We start from the raw sequence: 16,997 nt of genomic DNA on the forward strand, positions 1-16,997 counted from the left end.
GAGCCGCGCCTATATCGTGAGCCCCGTGGAGGGCACCCACTCGACGGCGATCGACGACTACGTGAAGTCGGTCTACAAGCTCGTCGAGCAGCACGGGACGGCGACGACGTCCCGGCTGGCGCTGCGCCTCGGGGTGTCCGCGTCGTCGGTGTCGGGGATGGTGCGCAAGCTCAGCGACCTGGGCCTCGTCGAGCACCGCCCCTACGCGGGGGTCACCCTCACCGAGGAGGGCCGCCGGCACGCGCTGTCGATGCTGCGCCGGCAGCGCCTGCTCGAGACCTTCCTCGTCCAGGAGCTCGGCTACGGCTGGGACGAGGTGCAGGACGAGGCCGAGGTGCTCGAGCACTACGTCTCCACCACGTTCCTCGAGCGCATCGACGCCCGGATGGGACACCCGGTGGTCGACCCCCACGGCGATCCGATCCCCGACGAGTCGGGCCGCACCGTCGAGCAGCGCGCCCGGCAGCTCTCGACGCTCGAGGCCGACGAGCGCGGTCGCCTCGTCCGCGTCGACGATGACGACCCCGCCCTGCTGCGACACCTGAAGGAGCGCGGCTTCGCCCTCGGGATCGACGTCCGGATGCGGGGGCGGCACCCCTTCGGCGGCTCCTTCGTGGTGTCGGTCGACTCCGACGACGAGGAGCACCTGCTCGGTCCCGAGCTCGCCGCGGCCATGTGGCTCGACGTCAGCGCGTAGGTCCCTCACGGCAGGACGGCGACCGCCTCCACCTCGATCAACAGGTCGGGCTCGCCGAGCATGACGACGCCGATCAGGGTGACGGGCTTGACCAGGTCGACCTGCAGGCGCGCCCCGGCCCGGGCGACCCCCTCGCCCAGCGCGGCGAGCTTCTCGGGCTGCCAGTCCACGACGTAGATCGTCAGCTTCGCGACGTCGTCGAACGTCGCGCCGACCGCGGCCAGGGCGGTCCCGACGTTGAGGAAGGCCTGCTCCACCTGGGCGGCGAGGTCGCCGGGGCCCACCTGTTCCCCCTCGGCGGTCCGGGCGACCTGTCCGGCGAGGTAGACGGTGCGCGTCCCGGTCGCCACGGCGACCTGGCGGTAGAAGTCGGGCGCGGGCAGGCCGGCGGGGTTGAGCAGCTCGACGGGCATGAGGACCTCCGGAGGTATAGCGCTGTTATGGCTGCCGTAGGTATAGCAGTGTTATGTATCCTGGTCCAGTGCCCCGCTCCGCTCCGCCCGCCGTCCGGACGATGCTGATCGAGCGCGCGGCCGGGATGCTGGCCCGGCGCGAGCCGGTGAGCCTGCGGGCGCTCGTCGCGGGCACCGGGGTCTCGACGATGGCGGTCTACACCCACTTCGACGGCATGCCGGGACTCTGGCGGGCGGTCCGCCAGGAGGGGTTCGCCCGGCTCGCGGGCCGGCTCGCCGAGGTGCCGACGACGGACGACCCGGTGCGCGACCTCGCCGCCCTCGGTACCGCGTACGCGGCGAACGCCGCGGATGCGCCCGACCTCTACCGCGCGATGTTCGACGCCGCGGCCGACCTGGAGGACGAGGCCGTCGCCGACGGCTCGTTCGCCCTGCTGGTCGCCGCCGCGGCGCGGGCGCGCGAGGCGGGTCGTCTCCGCGCCGACGTCGAGCCGGCCCGGGTGGCGCTGCGCTACTGGGCCGCGGGCCACGGCGTGACGATGCTGGTGCTCGGCGGCATCCTCGATCCCGCGACCGCGGCGACCGAGAACGACGCCCTGGCCGTCGCGATCCTCACCGACGCCGGGGACGACCCGGCACGGTGCCGGGCGTCGGTCGCGGCGGCGCGGGAGGCCGCCGGGACATAGCGGGGACCACCGGGGGTAAGTACTGGGCGAGCACGATCCATCCGACCGAGGAGGACCCCGTGGCGCCGCAGCCGCCCGACCCGTACAGCTTCCTGCCCGAGGTGCCGACCTTCACGGTGACCTCCACCGACGTCAGCGACGGCCAGCCGCTCCCGAACGCCCAGGTCAGCGGGATCATGGGCGCGGGCGGGGAGGACGTCTCGCCGCAGCTCGAGTGGTCGGGCTTCCCGGAGGGCACGAAGAGCTTCGCGGTCACCTGCTACGACCCCGACGCCCCCACCGCGAGCGGGTTCTGGCACTGGGCCGTCACCGGCATCCCGGTCTCGACGACGTCGCTGCCCACCGACGCGGGCGACCCCGGCAAGGGGCTGCTCCCCTCGGGCGCGGTCACCCTGGCCAACGACGCGGGCGCGCGGCGCTACATCGGCGCCGCACCCCCCGGTGGGCACGGGCCGCACCGCTACTTCTTCGTCGTGCACGCCGTCGACGTCGAGGACCTCGGCGTCGGGGAGGACGGGTCGCCCGCGTTCCTCGGGTTCAACCTGTTCTTCCACTCGATCGGCCGCGCGACGATCACGCCGACCTACGAGGTCGGGGGCTGACGGGCTCGTCCGGGTCCGGGGTGAGCCCGGGCCCGGACGGGACTCAGCGCCCGAGGAGGTCGTCCATGAAGGTCTCGAGGTCGAGCGGGCGGCCGGCGAGGCCCTCGAGGCGAGGCGCCGGGCGGAGCTCGGCGGTGGCCTCCTCGACGGCCTGGCACACCAGCGCCAACTCGGCCTCACCGAGGACGCGGAATCCGCGCATCGCGCCGTTGTACGGGCGACGCCACTCGAGGGCGGTCAGTTCCGTCCCCTCGACGTCCCACATGACAACTCGATTGCCCATCCACGGCACCGAAGTCGTCGGCATCGTGATCACCACCGTCCGGCCAGTCCAACGATCAGGAGGCCGCGGCGCTGAGGCGACCGCCGCAGGATGCCTGTTCGGCGGTACCGCTACACGGCGACCTCGGTCACGGCGCCGGACGTGACCTACGTGGCCCGGTGCAGCCGACGGTGCAGCTCGCGGACCTCGTCGTCGAGCCCGGGGGCCGGACCGGCCACCGCGACGCCCGGCGCCACCTGCTCGACCGGCAGCGGCGCGACCGGCCCCGGACCCACGCCGAACTCGGTCAGCCACCCGGTGAGCTGCGCCGACGAGCTCGCGTAGACGATCCGCCCGAGGCCCACCCACGCGTGGGCCGCCGAGCACATCGGGCAGTGCTCACCCGAGGTGTAGACCGTCGCGCCCGGCCGGTCGGCGTCGGGCAGCGTCTCCGCGGCCCACCGGGCGAGGGCGAACTCCGGGTGCAGCGTGGCGTCGGCGCCGGTGTTGACGCGGTTGCGGTCCTCGGCGAGCGCGACGCCGTCGGCCCCGACGAGGACCGAGCCGAACGGTTCGTCGCCCGCCTCGAGGGCCTCGCGGGCGAGGTCCACGCACCGGCGGAGGTGGACGAGGTCGGCGTCGGTCACGGGCTCGGGCACGCCCGGGATCGTCTCAGGAGCGGCGGGGCAGCCGCAGGTCGATCTGGAAGCCGCGCTCACCCCAGCTGACGTGGCCCTCCGCCCGGGCGAGGTCCCCCCGGCCTCGGCGCCGCGGACCAGGTCGCCGTAGCGCTCGCTCATGGCCGCGGTCAGCTCGCCCACCCGCAGACCGGACAGCCGCACCTCCACCGCGTAGGCACCGCGGTGCTTCCCCTTCCCGACGATGCCCGAGGCCAGTTCCGCGATCACCCGCGTCGGTGCCGAGGCGGTCACGAGGTGCCGGGTGGCCAGGGCCTCCTGGTGGTCCTCCTCCCGGGTGACCGTCACCGTCACCTCGGCGGGCAGGGTGCTCACGCGGTGGCGGGCCGCGGCGACCGGGGCCGGCGAGTACCGGCCGGTCGACGGCGCCTGGACGCGGGTCGGCGTCGGCACGGGCATCCGGGTCGGGGTGACGGTCCCGGTCGGCGTCCAGGTCGGGGTGGTTGCCCGGGCCGGCATCGGCACACGAGCGGGCGCCGGAACGGCGACGGGGCCGGACGGGACGAGGGCGCCGGGGGCCCCCGCGAGCGTCGCGGCGGAGCGGTTGCGGTCCACGATCCACCAGAGCGCGTAGGGCACCACGAGGATCGCCGCGGTGATCAGCACCCACTTGATCACCAGGACGAGCAGGGCGAGCCCGATCAGACCGCCCAGCACGTTCGCCTGCGACCTCGTCATGAATGTCCTCCCCCGTCGGTCGTCGGTCCTGTCGCGGACGGCCCGACGACCGTTACGAACCGGACGTCCGCGCGGTAACGGCCCGGCGGCTGCGAGCGAGAACCCGCCGGACGGGTCGGGGGAAGGGGTGCACGGTGCGGGTGGCACACAAGGTGTGGTCGGGGATCGCCGCCGGCGTGTTCTGCCTCGTGGCGGGTGTCGATCTCGCGACGCCGGCCACCACGGTGCCCACCGCCCCCGCGGCGTCGTCGTACGCCTCCACCTCGCCGTACGCGCCGGCGGCCGGCGTCGGCGTCGGCGGGGCGGACACGACCTCGACGCAGCAGGTGTCGGTGCTGGAGGTCATCGACGGCGACTCCTTCCGCACCGCCGACGGGCTCGAGGTGCGGGTGCTCGGGATCGACGCCTGCGAGGCCGCGACGGCCGGGGGCCGGCGCGCGACCGACGCGGCCCGGTCGATGCTGGTCGGGGCGACGGTGGTCCTCGAGCGCGAGCCGGGGGTGGAGGACGACCGGTACGGACGCGCCCTGCGCTACGTCACCGCCGACGGCCGCGACTTCGGGGAGGCCGCCGTGGTGGCCGACCACACCGCGATCTACACCGACGGCCGCAACGACGCGTCGCCCACCCGTCAGGCGACGCTGCGCGCGCTCGACACGAACGGCCGGACCTGCGCCGCCCTGCCCACCAGCCGCCGACCGGTCCCCGTGCCGGACCCCGACCCGGACGTCGACCGCCCCGCCACCCGACTGCCGGCCGTTCCCGACCCCGCCCCGGCGCCCTCGTCGGCCTACTACAAGAACTGCGCCGCCGCGAAGGCCGCGGGAGCGGCGCCGCTGCACACGGGGGATCCGGGCTACTCCTCGAAGCTGGACCGGGACGGCGACGGCGTCGCCTGCGTGCGCTGAGTCAGAGCCGCTCGAGGCGCAGCGGCAGGTGGTCGGCCGGCGTCGGGCCGGTGGTGAGCCCGATCGGCATCGTGTAGTCCTCGGGGACGCTCCACCGGAAGCGCCGCAGCATCGCGTGCATGATCGCCTTCACCTCCATGCCGCCGAAGTGCAGGCCGATGCACTTGTGGACCCCGCCGCCGAACGGCATCCACGCGAAGCGGTGCGACTTGTCCTCGGCGCGCTCGGGGGCGAACCGGTCGGGGTCGAACTCGTCGGGCCGGTCCCACCACGGCTCCATGCGCTGCGAGGCGTGGACGCCGAGCGACATCAGCGTCCCGGCCGGGACGTGGAAGCCCTGCAGCTCCGCGTCGCGCACCGTGATGCGGGCGAGCTGGCCGACCGGCGCGTACATGCGCAGGGTCTCGCGCATCGCGAGGTCGAGCGAGACCAGCGAGTCGAGCTCCGCCATCGTCGGGGCGTCGCCCAGCGCGAGGGACTCCTCCCGGAGCTTCTCCTGCCACGCGGGGTTCTTCGCGAGCAGGTAGCACATCATCGACAGCGTGATCGTCGACGTGTCGTGCGCGGCCATCAGCAGGAAGATCATGTGCGCGACGACGTCGTCGTCGGAGAACGTCTCGCCCTCGTCGCTGCGCGCCCGGCACAGCACGCTGAACATGTCGCGCCCGTCGCCGGCGCGCTTGACCGGGATCTGCGCGGCGAAGTAGTCCTCGAGTACCTTGCGCCCGACGAGGCCCCGGCGCCACGAGCCGCCGGGCACGGGGGCGCGGACCACCGCGACGCCCGCGTGCACGGTGTCGACGAAGGCGCGGTTGACCCGGTCGGCGCGGGGCCCGAGCTGGTCCCCGACGAACACCTCGGTGCCGATGTCGAGGGTCATCTGCTTGATGCGGTCGTAGATGCGGACACCGTCGCCGGTGGTCCAGTCGTCGAGGCTCCGCTCGATGCGCGGCCCCATCACCTCGAGGTACTCGGCCAGCCGGGGCCGCGTGAAGGCCTCCTGCAGGATGCGCCGGTGGGTGAGGTGCTCCTCGAAGTCGAGCAGCATCACCCCGCGGCGGAAGAACGGCCCGATGAAGAAGCCCCAGCCGTCGGCGTTGCCGAAGTACTTGTCCTTGTTGACGAGCACCTGGCCGATCGCGTCGGGCCCCAGGACGGCCACCATGGGCCGACCGAAGGCGCCCGTCCACGACACGGGGCCGTACTCCGCGTACTGCCGCCGCGCGAGGCCGAGCATGTCGGCCGCGAACTCCAGCGACCGCCCGACCAACGGCACCCCGGGGTCGCCCGGCACCGGCCGCAGGCCGCTGCCGGGCGGCGGGGGCGCGAGCGGCGCGGACGTCGACGGCACCCGGCCGAGGACGGACGCGAGCGCCTGCTGGACGCGGTGCTGCAGGGGAGCCGTCATGGTGCCTCCGGGGAAGGGATCGCATCGGTGCGGAGCTGGTCGACCGCGGCCGCCACGAGGCGGGCGCAGCGGGTGAGGAGCCGGTCCAGGTCGGTGTCGAGCCGGCCGTCGAGCCAGGAGCCGACGGCCTCGACGACGCCCGCGGTGAGGACCGTGGTGGTGAGCAGGAGGTCGTCGCGGGGCAGGTCGGGGTACGCGTCGACGACGAGGCGGGCCAGCAGCTCCGCGAACGCCGCGCTCGTGTCCCGGCGGCGGCCCGCCAGCTCGCGGTGCCCGACCGCCTCGCGGTAGAGCCGCGCCGCCCGCGGGTCGGCGACGAGCGTGTCGGTGATGGCGGCGATCGCGGCGCGGGTCCGTCGCTCGAGGTCGTGGGGAGCGGCATCGGCGGCCGCCGCGGCATCGGCGAGCGACGCCGCGGCGCTCCGGTCGAACAGGGCCACGAGGAGGTCCTCGCGCCGCGCGAAGTTCTCGTAGAAGTAGCGCTCGGTGAGTCCGGCCGCCCGGCACACGGCCGTCATCGTGAAGTCCGCGACCCCGCGCTCGCCGACCACGTCGAGCGCCGCCTCGACGAGCCGCTGCCGTCGGTCGGCCACGCGGTCCTCGGCGCTGGTGCCGTGGAGTGCGCGGGTCGGCATGACCCGCATCCTGACAGGGGGTCCTGTCAGGAACAAGACCCGAACCGCCGTCTCAGGCCGGGCTCATCCCGCCGTGTCCTGCCACGGGGCGGGCCGGCGCAGCGCGAGCTGCAGGACCGCCGGGACCACGACGAGCAGCACCGGCGCCGGCAGCAGGGCCCACGCGAGCCGCGCGTGGCCGACCAGCAGGGCGCCGAGGAACGCGCCGAGGAACATCGTCGCCACCGCGAGGACCCGGCGGGTGACCACCGGGCGGCCCGCGGCGCGGACGTCGGCGGCGATGCCGGTGAGGGTCATCGTCAGGACGGTGGTCGTCAGGTCGGGCACCGCGATCCGGCGCACCACCGCGTTCTGCAGCCCCAGCGCGACGGCGAGGAGCCCGGCGACCAGCGAGGCGAGGGCGCTGCCGGGCGTCCCGGTCACCCCGACGAGCAGCGCGACCGCGGCGAGCATGAGGACCACCTCGACGACGGCCGTGTCGCGCAGCAGGTGCCCGCGACGGTGGCCCCGCCGGGCGACGACGGCGCCGCCGCCGAGCGCGCCGACGAGGAACCCGGCCAGCGCGGCGAGCGAGGCCGCCAGGGCGAACCCGGGCGCGCCCGCGACGGCGAACCCGAGGAACACGACGTTGCCGGTCATGTTGGCGACGAAGACGCGCCCGAGCCCGAGGACGCTGACGGCGTCGACGAGGCCCGTCACCGTGGTCATGACCAGCAGCAGCGCCGGCAGGGGTCCGTGGACCGTGCCGCGCAGCAGGGCCCCGTCCCACCGCGCCGGCGCGCTCACCGCTCGTCGCCGACGACGTGCATCGCAGCCTCCTCGGCGCTCGCGCCGGCCCCGTCGACGCCCACGTCGTCGGCGAAGCCCTCGTCGGCGTCGTCGCGCAGCACCAGCCGACCCGAGCGCGCCGTCCCCACCTCGTCGTCGTAGAGCTCGCCGTCGGTGTCGCTCTCGTCGCCCAGGCCGTCGCCCTCGTCGTCGTCGGGAAGGCCCTCCTCGCGGCGCAGCCGGCCGTCGAGGGGCTCGCCCCGCTCCTCCTCGAGCGGGGTGGTGCCCCACGCCGTGGTGCCGCGGGGCCGCTCGTTCGGCGACCATCCCTCGTCGAGCGGGTCCTCCGGGGAGCGCTCGGGGGCGTCGCCGTCGAGGACCTCCGCCTCGTCGAGCTGCTCGTGGGACGTGTCGTCGATCGAGTCGCGGTCGTCCCCCGGCATCTCGTCGGGGCTCTCGGGCAGTCCGGGACCGGTCACGGTCTCCTCCATCGGTGGGCGGCCCGGTGGGGGTCCACCGGGACACGGGGTCAGTGCAGCCGGCTCACCCAGTCGGCGGGGACACGGTCCTCCGGCCCCGGGGTGGTCTGGTCCTCGGGGTGGTGGCGCGGCGCCGCGATGTCGGGTCCCTCGGCCACGTCGCCGGTGCGGTCGTCGTAGAACCAGTACTCGCCGGGCTCGTAGCTCGTCAGGATCGGGTGGCCCGCGGAGCGGGCGTGGGCGGTCGCGTGCTGGGAGGGCGACGAGTCGCAGCAGCCGACGTGGCCGCACGCGGCGCAGCGCCGCAGGTGGAACCACCAGCCGTCGGTCTGCTCGCACTCGAGGCAGCCCGGTCCCGACGGCGCCGCCGCCGGGTCGATCTCGGAGGTCTCGGTCACGGCGACGATCCTGCCCTCCGGGCGGGTGCCGCGGGTATCGGTCGGATGACCGATGCCGGGGCGGCGCCGGGCCGCCCAGGCTGACCGGCATGACCCCCCTGGCGACCTCCACCGTGATCCAACCCGTGTCGCAGGTCGTCGTCGCCGGCGCCGGGCAGCTGCGCGAGGCCGGCCGCCGGCTCGGCCGCGGGCTCGGGTCGGTGGCGGAGCGGGAGGACGTGGCGCAGTACCCGGTGCTCGTGCGGGCCCTGCGCAACCTCGCCGGGCTGCCCGACCGCCCGCCCCACGAGCTGGCCCTCGGCGTGGTCGCCCTCGGCATCATGCTCGCGACCGACAGCATCGTCATCGACCTCGCGGCCAACGTCGTGGCGGTCCTGTTCGTCAACCACCCGCACGCCGACCCCCGGCCCGCCGAGGAGGCCGTCGCCGCGGGCTGACCCCCTACCCTGTCCGCGGGCAGGGAGGGGTGGGGCGGCGGTGGCACCGACGGGCGACCTGCTCGGGCGCGCGGACGTCCTCGGTCGCCTGGAGCGCCTCGTGGCGGGCGACGGCCCCGCGGTGGTCCTCGTCGGCGAGCCCGGGATCGGCAAGACGAGCCTCCTCGGGCGGGTGGTCCGCCTCGCCGGGGACCGCGGGCGCCCGGTCCTGCGGGTGACCGGCTCGGAGTCGGAGACCGCCCTGCCCTACGCGGCGCTGCACGAACTGCTCTCCCCGGTCCTCGACGGCGTCGACGCCCTGCCCGCGCCGCAGCGCTCCGCCCTGCTCGCGGCCCTCGGGCTGGTGTCCGACGCCGCGGGCGACGCCGCCCGGACCGCGTTCCTCGTCTCGGTGGCCTCGCTCGCCCTGCTGGGCGTCCCCGGCGCGGGCGGTCCCGTGGTGGTGGTCGACGACGCGCAGTGGCTCGACCCCGACTCGCTGGCCGTGGTCCGCTTCCTCGCCCGGCGGGCCGGGACGTCGGCCTTCGACGTGGTGGTGGCGGTCCGGGCCGGGGTCGGCCCCACCTTCGAGGACGTCGACGAGCTCGTCCTGGGCGCGCTGGGGTCCGCGGCCTCCGCGACCCTGCTCGACCGCGTGCACCCCGGGCTCGACCCCGCGGTGCGGACGCGGGCGCTGGACCTCGCGCAGGGGAACCCGCTGGCGCTCGTCGAGCTCCCCGACACCCTCGACCCCGCGGTCGCGGGCCGGGGATCGATCACTCTCACCCGGCGCCTCGAGCGGGCCTTCGCGCGGCAGGTCGAGGTGCTGCCCCCGATCCCGGCGGCGCTCGTCCTGCTGATCGCCGCGAACACCGGCGGGTCGGTGACCGAGGCGCTGCGGGCGGGCGCGGAGGTGCTCGGGCGCCCGCCCGGGCTCGACGACCTGCACCCGGCGGTCGCGAGCGACATCGTCGACCTCGAGGGCGACCGCGTGCGCTTCCGGCACCCGCTGGTCCGGTCCGCGGTCCTGCGGCAGGCGGGCGCCCCGGCCCTGCGGGCCGCCCACGGGGCGCTCGCGCACGTGCTGGCCGACGACCCGGAGCGCCGGGCGTGGCACCGCTCCGAGGTGGTGGTGGCCGACGAGCGGGTGGCGGCCGAGCTCGAGACCGTCGCCGAGGCGGCGGTGGCCCGCGGCGCGCCGCAGGTCGCGCTGGTCCTGCTCGAGCGCGCCGTCGACCGCGGCGAGGACCCGGAGGCCGCGTCGCGGCGCGCCGCGCGGGCCACCGAGCTCGCCATCGAGGTGGGCGACCGGGACACCGGTGACCGGATGCTCGCGAAGGTCTCCACCGACGTCGTCGGCTGGACCGAGAGCCTGCACCTGCTGCTGCACCAGGACGACTGGGCGCCGGACGCGTGGTCGCCGCAGCGGGTGGCCGACTTCGTCGCGACCGTGCGCCGGGCCGCGGAGCACGGCCGGGCGGGGTTCGCGCTGCGCGTGCTGCACCGGCTCTCCTTCTCGCCGTGGCCCCACGTGCGGGACCCGGTGCTCGCGGCCGCCCGCGACATCGTCGCCGCCCATCCCGACGAGCCGGTGGGTCTCCAGACCGTGGCGCAGGACCCGGACCTCGCCGGCGTCGTCGTCGCGACGGTCGCCCGGGCCCTCGCGCGCGACGACCTCGAGCCGGAGAGCCGCCGGGTGCTCGTCACCGCCGCGACCCGCGCGTTCGACTTCGCGCTCGGCGCCGCGGAGCTGCCCGCCGTCGCGGACGCCCTGCTGGCCGAGGGCCGCCGCGCCGCCGCCGCGCAGGCCCTCGTGTCCCTGGCGTGGTGCCACCTGCTGCTGGGCCGGTTCGCAGAGGCGGAGGGCACCGCGGACCGGGCGGAGGCCCTCGCCCGGGAGACCCACCAGTACTTCTGGACGCTCGGCCCGGTGATCGTCCTCGCCTGGCTCGACGGGGTGCGCCCCGATCCCGGCGACCCGCACCCACGGCTGCACCGGGTCCTCGCGGAGCTGCCCGCCGGGAGCCTGACGCCGTTCCACCGCGCGATGTTCGGCCTGGCCCGGGGGGCCTCCGACCTGGCCGCGGGCCGCGTCGGCGAGGCCGCCGACGTGATGGGGGAGCTGCTCGACGTCGACAGCCACGTCGCCTGGTGGGGCTTCGCCGACCACGCCGAGGCCTGCCTGCGCAGCGACCGGCTCGACGAGCTCGCCCCGCACCTGGCGACCCTCGAGGGCCTCGTCACCACCACGTCCTCCCCGTTCCTCGCCGACCAGCTCGCCTACGCCCGCGCCCTGCTCGCCGACGACGTCCCCGCCGACGCGGCCGTGGAGCGCGCCCTGCACACGGCGCCGCTGGCCAGCCCCTTCCTGCGGGCCCGGCTCGCCCTCGCCCACGGCATCCGGCTGCGGCGCGCCCGCCGGGTGCGCGACGCACGCCGTCTGCTGGAGCACGCGCGGGAGCTGTTCGCGGGTATCGGCCGCACCCGGTGGGACGCGGTGGTCGACCGGGAGCTCGACGCGGCCGGGCGGCGGCGGGACGGGGAGCTCGACACCCTGACCGCGCAGGAGCGCCAGGTGGTGGTCCTCGCCGGGCGGGGACTGTCGAACCGCCGGATCGCCGACCACCTGCTGATCTCCCCGCGCACGGTGAGCACCCACCTGCACCGCGCGTTCCGCAAGCTCGGCGTGACCCACCGCCGCGAGCTGCTCGCCGACGGCCGGGACGGCTGAGAGCGGTCGCCCGACCGATGCCGGACCGGCCCGGTGCCCCGCACGATCGGACTCCTCACCGACCCAGGAGGAACCCCCGATGCCCGGTCCCACCGTCGTCCTCGTCCACGGCGCCTTCGCCGACGCCTCGAGCTTCCGCGCGCTCATCCCGGAGCTGCTCGACTCCGACGTCCCCGTCGTCGCCCCGGCCGTGCCCAACCGCTCGCTGAACGGCGACGCCGCCTACATCGCCTCCGTCGTCCGGCAGATCCCGGGCGACGTGGTGCTCGTCGGGCACTCCTACGGGGGAGCCGTGATCACCGTGGCCGGGATCGAGGACAACGTCCGCGCCCTGGTCTACCTCGCCGGCTACGCCCTGGAGGAGGGCGAGAGCCTCGGCGAGCTGCAGGGCCGATTCCCCGACTCGGACCTCGCCACCGCCCTGGTGCAGACGGAGTTCCCGCTGCCCGGCGGCGAGACCGGGGTGGACGTCTCGGTCGACCCGGCGAAGGTCCACGACGTGTTCGCCGCCGACGTCGACCCCGCGATCACCCGGGTGCTCGCCGTGGCGCAGCGGCCCCTGGCCGCGGCGGCGTTCGGCGAGCCCGCCTCCGCCGCGGCCTGGAAGGCGAAGCCGTCCTGGGGGATCGTCTCGACCTCCGACCGGACGATCAACCCCGACGTCGAGCGCTTCGGCTACGAGCGCGCCGGGGCGAGGGTCACCGAGGTCGACTCCTCGCACCTCGTGATGCTCTCCCACCCGAAGGAGTCCGCCGACGTCATCCGGGAGGCGATCCGGGCCACGGCGAGCTGACGACGGGGTCCCGGGACGGCCGGACCGGTCGGTCGACCGATGCGGACCGCCCGGCGCCCCCGGCACGGTCGCTCGTATGAGCCGCACCGCAGCCGACGACCTCGTCGACGCCCTGCTCGACGCCGGGGTGCACCGCATCTACGGCCTCGCGGGGGACAGCCTCAACGCCCTGACCGAGTCGATCCGCCGCCGCGGCGGCGCGGACCGCGGCGGCATCGACTGGGTCCACGTCCGCCACGAGGAGGCGGCCGCGTTCGCCGCCTCCGCCGAGGCCCAGCTGACCGGCCGCCTCGCGGTGTGCGCCGGCAGCTGCGGCCCCGGCAACACCCACCTGCTCCAGGGCGTCATGGACGCCCACCGCTCGGGGGCACCGGTTCTCGCCCTCGCCTCCCACATCACCTCCCGCCAGATCGGCTCGGGCTTCTTCCAGGAGACCCGCCCGGAGGCGCTGTTCGCGCAGGCCGGGCACTACTGCGAGACCGTCTCCCAACCGTCGCAGGTCGCCCGGCTGACCCGGCTCGCGGTGCAGAACGCGGTGGGCCGGCGCGGCGCGGCGACGCTGGTGCTTCCCGGCGACGTCCTCGCCGAGCACGGCACCGGGGAGCGCATCGGCGCCACCGTCACCGCGCCCGCGCCGACCACGCCCGACCCGGGCGCCCTGCAGGAGCTCGCGACCCGGATCGCCGGCGCCGGGGCGCGTCGCGATCTTCGCCGGCATCGGGTGCGCCGACGCCCGCGACGAGGTCCTGGAGCTGGCCGGGCGGCTGCAGGCCCCGGTCGGGCACACGCTGCGCGGCAAGGACGTCCTGCAGTACGACAACCCCTACGACGTCGGGATGACCGGGCTGCTCGGCTACGGCGCCTGCTACCGGGCCCTGCACGAGGCCGACCTCGTGCTGATGCTCGGCACCGACTTCCCCTACGACGACTTCCTGCCGACCGCGAACGTCGTCCAGATCGACATCGCGCCGGAGCGTCTGGGTCGGCGCACCCCGCTGGTGCAAGGCCTCGTCGGGGACGTCGGCGCGGCGCTGCGGGGCCTGCTGCCGCTGCTGGAGCAGCGCACCGACCGCTCGTTCCTCGACGCGATGCTCGTCGCCACCGAGCGGCACGTCAGCCACGCCGTCGAGGCCTACACGGGCGAGCACCACCAGCGGGTGCCGATCCACCCCGAGTACCTGGCCCGCGTCGTCGACGAGGTCGCGGCCGACGACGCGGTGTTCACCGTCGACACCGGGATGTGCTGCACCTGGGCGGCCCGCTACATCACCCCGAACGGCCGGCGACGGATCCTGGGCTCGTTCGTGCACGGGTCGATGGCCGACGCGCTGCCGCTCGCGGTCGGCGCGCAGGTCTCGCACCCCGGCCGGCAGGTGGTCACGTTCTCCGGGGACGGCGGGCTCGCGATGCTGCTGGGGGAGCTGCTCACCGTGCGCACCCACGCGCTGCCGGTCAAGGTCGTCGTCTTCGACAACTCGAGCCTCGGCATGGTCCGGCTCGAGATGCTCGTCGCGGGCGACCCGCCGTTCGAGACCGACCACGACCACGTCGACTTCGCCGCCATCGCCGCGGCGATGGGCTTCCTCGCCCGCCGCGTGACCGAGCCCGGCGACCTGCGGGAGGCGGCCCGGGAGGTCTTCGCACACGACGGCCCGGCGCTGCTGCACGTGGTGACCACGGCGGACGCCCTCGAGGTGCCCACGCACGTGACGGTGGCCGAGGCCCGCGGCTTCGCCCTGGCGGTCGGGAGGACGGTGCTCGCCGGCGGGGTCGGGGGCCTCGTCGAGATGGCCCGGCAGAACCTGCGCAACATCCCGCACTAGACGCCGCCGGCGCCCGCGAACGACTCCGCGGGCGCCGGGGCGGCGGTGCTACTGCTTGATGAAGTCGAGGATGTCCTGGTCGAGCGCGGCCTGGTAGTCGCCGTAGACGCCGTGCGGCGCCCCCGGGTAGACCTTGAGCGTGCCGTCCTGGACGAGCTCGATCGTCTTGTACGCGGCGTCGCCGATCGGCACGATCTGGTCGTCGTCGCCCTGGGCCACCATGATCGGCACGCGCAGCGCCTTCAGGTCCTCGGTGAAGTCGGTCTCCGAGAAGGCCTTGATGCAGTCGTAGGCGGCCGCGAGGTTGACGTTCATCCCCTGGCGCCAGAAGTCGCGCTTGGCGCCCTCGGAGACGGAGCTGCCCTCGCGGTTGGCGCCGAAGAAGGACTCGGCGAGGTCGATCCAGAACTGCGACGCGTCGCGCAGCACGCCCGCGCGGATGCCGTCGAAGACCTCGATCGGCAGGCCGTCGGGGTTGGAGTCCTTCTTGACCATGACCGGCGGTACCGCCCCGGCGGTGATGATCTTCGAGACGCGGCCGACGCCGTGCTGGGCCGCGTAGCGCACCATCTCGCCGCCGCCGGTCGAGTGGCCGATCAGGACGAGGTCGCGCAGGTCGAGCGACTCGACGAGCTCGGCGACGTCGCGGGCGTAGGTGTCCATGTCGTTGCCGGTGTAGGTCTTCGACGAGCGCCCGTGGCCGCGGCGGTCGTGCGCGATCGCGCGGTAGCCGTGGTCGGCGAGCAGCTTGACCTCGACCTGCCAGGCGTCCGACGACAGGGGCCAGCCGTGGCTGAGCAGCACGGGCCGGCCCGAGCCCTGGTCGGTGTAGTAGATCTCGGTGCCGTCGGACGTGGTCAGGTAGGGCATGTCGGCTCTCTTCTCCCGGGGGTGGACCCCGACCCTCCCGTCGCGGCGTCCGCCGCCGCATCGGTCGCTCGACGCAACCTGGGCGCCTGCGTCGACCGACCGATGCCGGGGCGGGACGGGGCACGACACGCTCGTCCGGTGACGACGACGGCTCCCCCCGCCCCCGTGTCGGCCTGGGCGCCGCTCGCCCGTCCGGCCTTCCGGGCGATCTGGATCGCCTCGCTGGTGAGCAACCTCGGCACCTGGATGCAGACCGTCGGCGCGCAGTGGCTGCTCGTCGGCGGCGGCTCCGGGTCGGCCCTGGTGGCGCTGGTGCAGAGCGCCTCGTCGCTGCCGGTGCTCCTGCTGACGCTCCCGGCGGGCGTGGTGGCCGAGTTCGTCGACCGGCGCCGGATGCTGCTCGTGGTCCAGCTCTTCCAGCTGCTCGTGGCCGTCGCGCTGGCGGTGCTGACCTACCTCGGGGCGACGAGCCCGACGGTGCTGCTGGCGTTCACCTTCCTGCTCGGGTGCGGGGCGGCCGCGCAGATGCCCGCCTACCAGGCGTTCGTCCCCGACCTGGTGCCGCGCGCCCAGCTCGGGCCGGCCGCGGCCCTGGGCTCGATCGCGGTCAACCTCGCGCGGGCCGTGGGCCCGGCCGTCGCCGGGGCGCTCGTCCCCCTGCTCGGGGTGGGCGGGCTCTTCGCCCTCAACGCGCTGAGCTTCACCGTCTTCGCGGTGGCGCTGCTGCGGGCGCCCTCGCCCCCACGGGCACCCGGGACCCGCCAGGCGTTCCTCGCCGGGCTCGAGGCGGGTGGTCGCTACGTGCGCCACGCCCCGCGGGTGCGCCGCCTCGTGGTGCGCCTGCTGGTGTTCGCCGCGCCCGCGAACGTGCTGTGGGCGCTGCTCGCCCTCGTCGCGCACGACCGGCTCGGGCTCGGCGCCTCCGGCTACGGGCTGCTGCTCGGCGCCGCGGGCGTGGGGTCGGTGGCCGGGGCGTTGCTGCTGCCACGGGTGCAGCACCGGGTGTCGGCCACCCGCATCCTGCTCGGCTCCGGCGTCCTCTCCGGGCTGTCCATGCTCGTGGTCGGCACGTCGGGCTCCACCGTCGTGGTGTTCGTCGCGCTGCTGCCCGCCGGGGTCGCGTGGATCGCGGTGATCGCCGGGCTGAACTCGGCCCTGCAGGCGTTCCTGCCCGCCTGGGTGCGGGCCCGCGCGCTGTCGATCTACCAGCTGGTCCTGTTCACCACGTTCGCGATCAGTGCCGCGCTCTGGGGCGCGCTGGCCGGGCGGATCGGCGTGGGCGCGACCTTCGTGGTGGCCGGGGTGCTGCTCCTGGTCGGGGCTTTCACGGCGCTGCGGTGGCCGCTGCTCGACGCCGACCCCGGCGACCGCACCACCACCGACGCCTGGTGCGCCCCCGAGGTCGCGCTCACGCCCGACGTCGTCGCCGCGCCCGTGGTGGTCCGGGTCGGCTACCGCGTGGCCACCGCGCACCACGACGAGTTCCTGGCCGCCGTCGACCGGCTGCGCGACTCGCGGCGCCGGACGGGCGCCACGGACTGGTCGCTGGCGCGCGACGCCGGCGAGGCGGACGCCTTCGTCGAGGAGTTCACGCTCCCGAGCTGGGACGAGTACACGCGCCAGCAGCGGGAGCGGCTGACCGGGTACGACCGCGAGGCCCTCGACCGGGTCACCGCGCTCGCCGAGCACGTCGACGAGCCCGCGACCACCTTCGTCGTGCGCCACTGACCGC

17 protein-coding genes and 1 pseudogene are annotated in these 16,997 nt (G+C 75.4%); 9 read left to right on the plus strand and 9 right to left on the minus strand.

Annotated elements, in window-relative coordinates; all coding sequences use genetic code 11:
* The first annotated feature begins 25 nt into the window (after nucleotides 1–25).
* Entirely contained in the window at nucleotides 26–697 is a 672-nt protein-coding gene (locus ACFPBZ_RS19585) for a metal-dependent transcriptional regulator (protein ID WP_378037780.1), read from the plus strand.
* Between the two features lie 5 nt (nucleotides 698–702).
* On the opposite strand, the gene ACFPBZ_RS19590 is transcribed toward ACFPBZ_RS19585, so the two are convergent.
* Nucleotides 703–1,110 carry a RidA family protein gene (locus tag ACFPBZ_RS19590; protein ID WP_378037781.1) on the minus strand — a complete coding sequence of 136 codons (408 nt, stop codon included), beginning with the start codon at nucleotides 1,108–1,110 and terminating at the stop codon, nucleotides 703–705.
* A gap of 68 nt (nucleotides 1,111–1,178) precedes the next feature.
* Here ACFPBZ_RS19590 and ACFPBZ_RS19595 point away from each other — a divergent pair, with 68 nt between their 5' ends.
* Nucleotides 1,179–1,796, plus strand: a complete 618-nt coding sequence (locus ACFPBZ_RS19595) for a TetR/AcrR family transcriptional regulator (protein WP_378037782.1) — start codon at nucleotides 1,179–1,181, stop codon at nucleotides 1,794–1,796.
* Between the two features lie 59 nt (nucleotides 1,797–1,855).
* The gene (locus tag ACFPBZ_RS19600; RefSeq protein ID WP_378037783.1) at nucleotides 1,856–2,398 is read left to right on the plus strand and encodes a YbhB/YbcL family Raf kinase inhibitor-like protein; all 543 of its coding nucleotides are present in this window, start codon (nucleotides 1,856–1,858) and stop codon (nucleotides 2,396–2,398) included.
* Nucleotides 2,399–2,441: 43 nt separating this feature from the next.
* Here ACFPBZ_RS19600 and ACFPBZ_RS19605 read toward each other — a convergent pair whose 3' ends face one another.
* Complete coding sequence (locus tag ACFPBZ_RS19605) at nucleotides 2,442–2,663, minus strand: hypothetical protein (protein ID WP_378037784.1); 222 nt, start codon at nucleotides 2,661–2,663, stop codon at nucleotides 2,442–2,444.
* A 164-nt stretch (nucleotides 2,664–2,827) separates the two neighbouring features.
* A complete protein-coding gene (locus ACFPBZ_RS19610; protein WP_378037839.1) occupies nucleotides 2,828–3,307 on the minus strand; it encodes a nucleoside deaminase in 480 nt (159 codons plus the stop codon).
* Nucleotides 3,308–4,176: 869 nt separating this feature from the next.
* Here ACFPBZ_RS19610 and ACFPBZ_RS19615 point away from each other — a divergent pair.
* On the plus strand, nucleotides 4,177–4,944 hold the full coding sequence (locus ACFPBZ_RS19615; protein ID WP_378037785.1) for an excalibur calcium-binding domain-containing protein: 768 nt from the start codon (nucleotides 4,177–4,179) through the stop codon (nucleotides 4,942–4,944).
* Nucleotide 4,945: 1 nt separating this feature from the next.
* On the opposite strand, the gene ACFPBZ_RS19620 is transcribed toward ACFPBZ_RS19615, so the two are convergent.
* The 5 genes from ACFPBZ_RS19620 to ACFPBZ_RS19640 form a co-directional block, all read right to left on the minus strand.
* Nucleotides 4,946–6,352, minus strand: a complete 1,407-nt coding sequence (locus ACFPBZ_RS19620) for a cytochrome P450 (RefSeq protein ID WP_378037786.1) — start codon at nucleotides 6,350–6,352, stop codon at nucleotides 4,946–4,948.
* Nucleotides 6,349–6,987 (minus strand): TetR/AcrR family transcriptional regulator, encoded by a 639-nt coding sequence (locus tag ACFPBZ_RS19625; RefSeq protein ID WP_378037787.1) that lies wholly within the window; start codon nucleotides 6,985–6,987, stop codon nucleotides 6,349–6,351. Before ACFPBZ_RS19625 ends, ACFPBZ_RS19620 begins: the two co-directional genes overlap by 4 nt.
* 63 nt (nucleotides 6,988–7,050) lie before the next feature.
* Nucleotides 7,051–7,773 carry a YoaK family protein gene (locus ACFPBZ_RS19630; protein ID WP_378037788.1) on the minus strand — a complete coding sequence of 241 codons (723 nt, stop codon included), beginning with the start codon at nucleotides 7,771–7,773 and terminating at the stop codon, nucleotides 7,051–7,053.
* On the minus strand, nucleotides 7,770–8,234 hold the full coding sequence (locus ACFPBZ_RS19635; protein WP_378037789.1) for a DUF5709 domain-containing protein: 465 nt from the start codon (nucleotides 8,232–8,234) through the stop codon (nucleotides 7,770–7,772). The genes ACFPBZ_RS19630 and ACFPBZ_RS19635 overlap by 4 nt, the downstream gene beginning before the upstream one ends.
* A 50-nt stretch (nucleotides 8,235–8,284) precedes the next feature.
* The gene (locus ACFPBZ_RS19640) at nucleotides 8,285–8,632 is read right to left on the minus strand and encodes a UBP-type zinc finger domain-containing protein (RefSeq protein ID WP_378037790.1); all 348 of its coding nucleotides are present in this window, start codon (nucleotides 8,630–8,632) and stop codon (nucleotides 8,285–8,287) included.
* 89 nt (nucleotides 8,633–8,721) lie between these two features.
* Between ACFPBZ_RS19640 and ACFPBZ_RS19645 the strand changes: the two genes are divergently transcribed.
* The 4 genes and pseudogenes from ACFPBZ_RS19645 to ACFPBZ_RS19660 all read left to right on the plus strand — a co-directional run bounded on the left by ACFPBZ_RS19645 (nucleotide 8,722) and on the right by ACFPBZ_RS19660 (nucleotide 14,395).
* Nucleotides 8,722–9,069 carry a hypothetical protein gene (locus ACFPBZ_RS19645; RefSeq protein ID WP_378037791.1) on the plus strand — a complete coding sequence of 116 codons (348 nt, stop codon included), beginning with the start codon at nucleotides 8,722–8,724 and terminating at the stop codon, nucleotides 9,067–9,069.
* Nucleotides 9,070–9,109: 40 nt separating this feature from the next.
* A complete protein-coding gene (locus ACFPBZ_RS19650; RefSeq protein WP_378037792.1) occupies nucleotides 9,110–11,779 on the plus strand; it encodes an ATP-binding protein in 2,670 nt (889 codons plus the stop codon).
* 79 nt (nucleotides 11,780–11,858) lie between these two features.
* Nucleotides 11,859–12,572 (plus strand): alpha/beta fold hydrolase, encoded by a 714-nt coding sequence (locus ACFPBZ_RS19655; protein ID WP_378037793.1) that lies wholly within the window; start codon nucleotides 11,859–11,861, stop codon nucleotides 12,570–12,572.
* 76 nt (nucleotides 12,573–12,648) lie between these two features.
* Nucleotides 12,649–14,395 (plus strand): annotated as a pseudogene (locus ACFPBZ_RS19660) (thiamine pyrophosphate-dependent enzyme).
* 48 nt (nucleotides 14,396–14,443) lie between these two features.
* On the opposite strand, the gene ACFPBZ_RS19665 reads toward ACFPBZ_RS19660, so the two are convergent.
* On the minus strand, nucleotides 14,444–15,265 hold the full coding sequence (locus ACFPBZ_RS19665; protein ID WP_378037794.1) for an alpha/beta fold hydrolase: 822 nt from the start codon (nucleotides 15,263–15,265) through the stop codon (nucleotides 14,444–14,446).
* Between the two features lie 138 nt (nucleotides 15,266–15,403).
* On the opposite strand from ACFPBZ_RS19665, the gene ACFPBZ_RS19670 reads away from it, so the two are divergent.
* Nucleotides 15,404–16,993: an MFS transporter gene (locus ACFPBZ_RS19670; protein WP_378037795.1), complete on the plus strand. Its 1,590-nt coding sequence runs from the start codon at nucleotides 15,404–15,406 to the stop codon at nucleotides 16,991–16,993.
* The last annotated feature ends 4 nt before the right edge of the window (nucleotides 16,994–16,997 follow it).

The sequence above is a fragment of the Actinomycetospora atypica genome (genome assembly GCF_042653685.1).
In the GTDB taxonomy this organism is placed as follows: Bacteria; Actinomycetota; Actinomycetes; order Mycobacteriales; family Pseudonocardiaceae; genus Actinomycetospora; species Actinomycetospora atypica.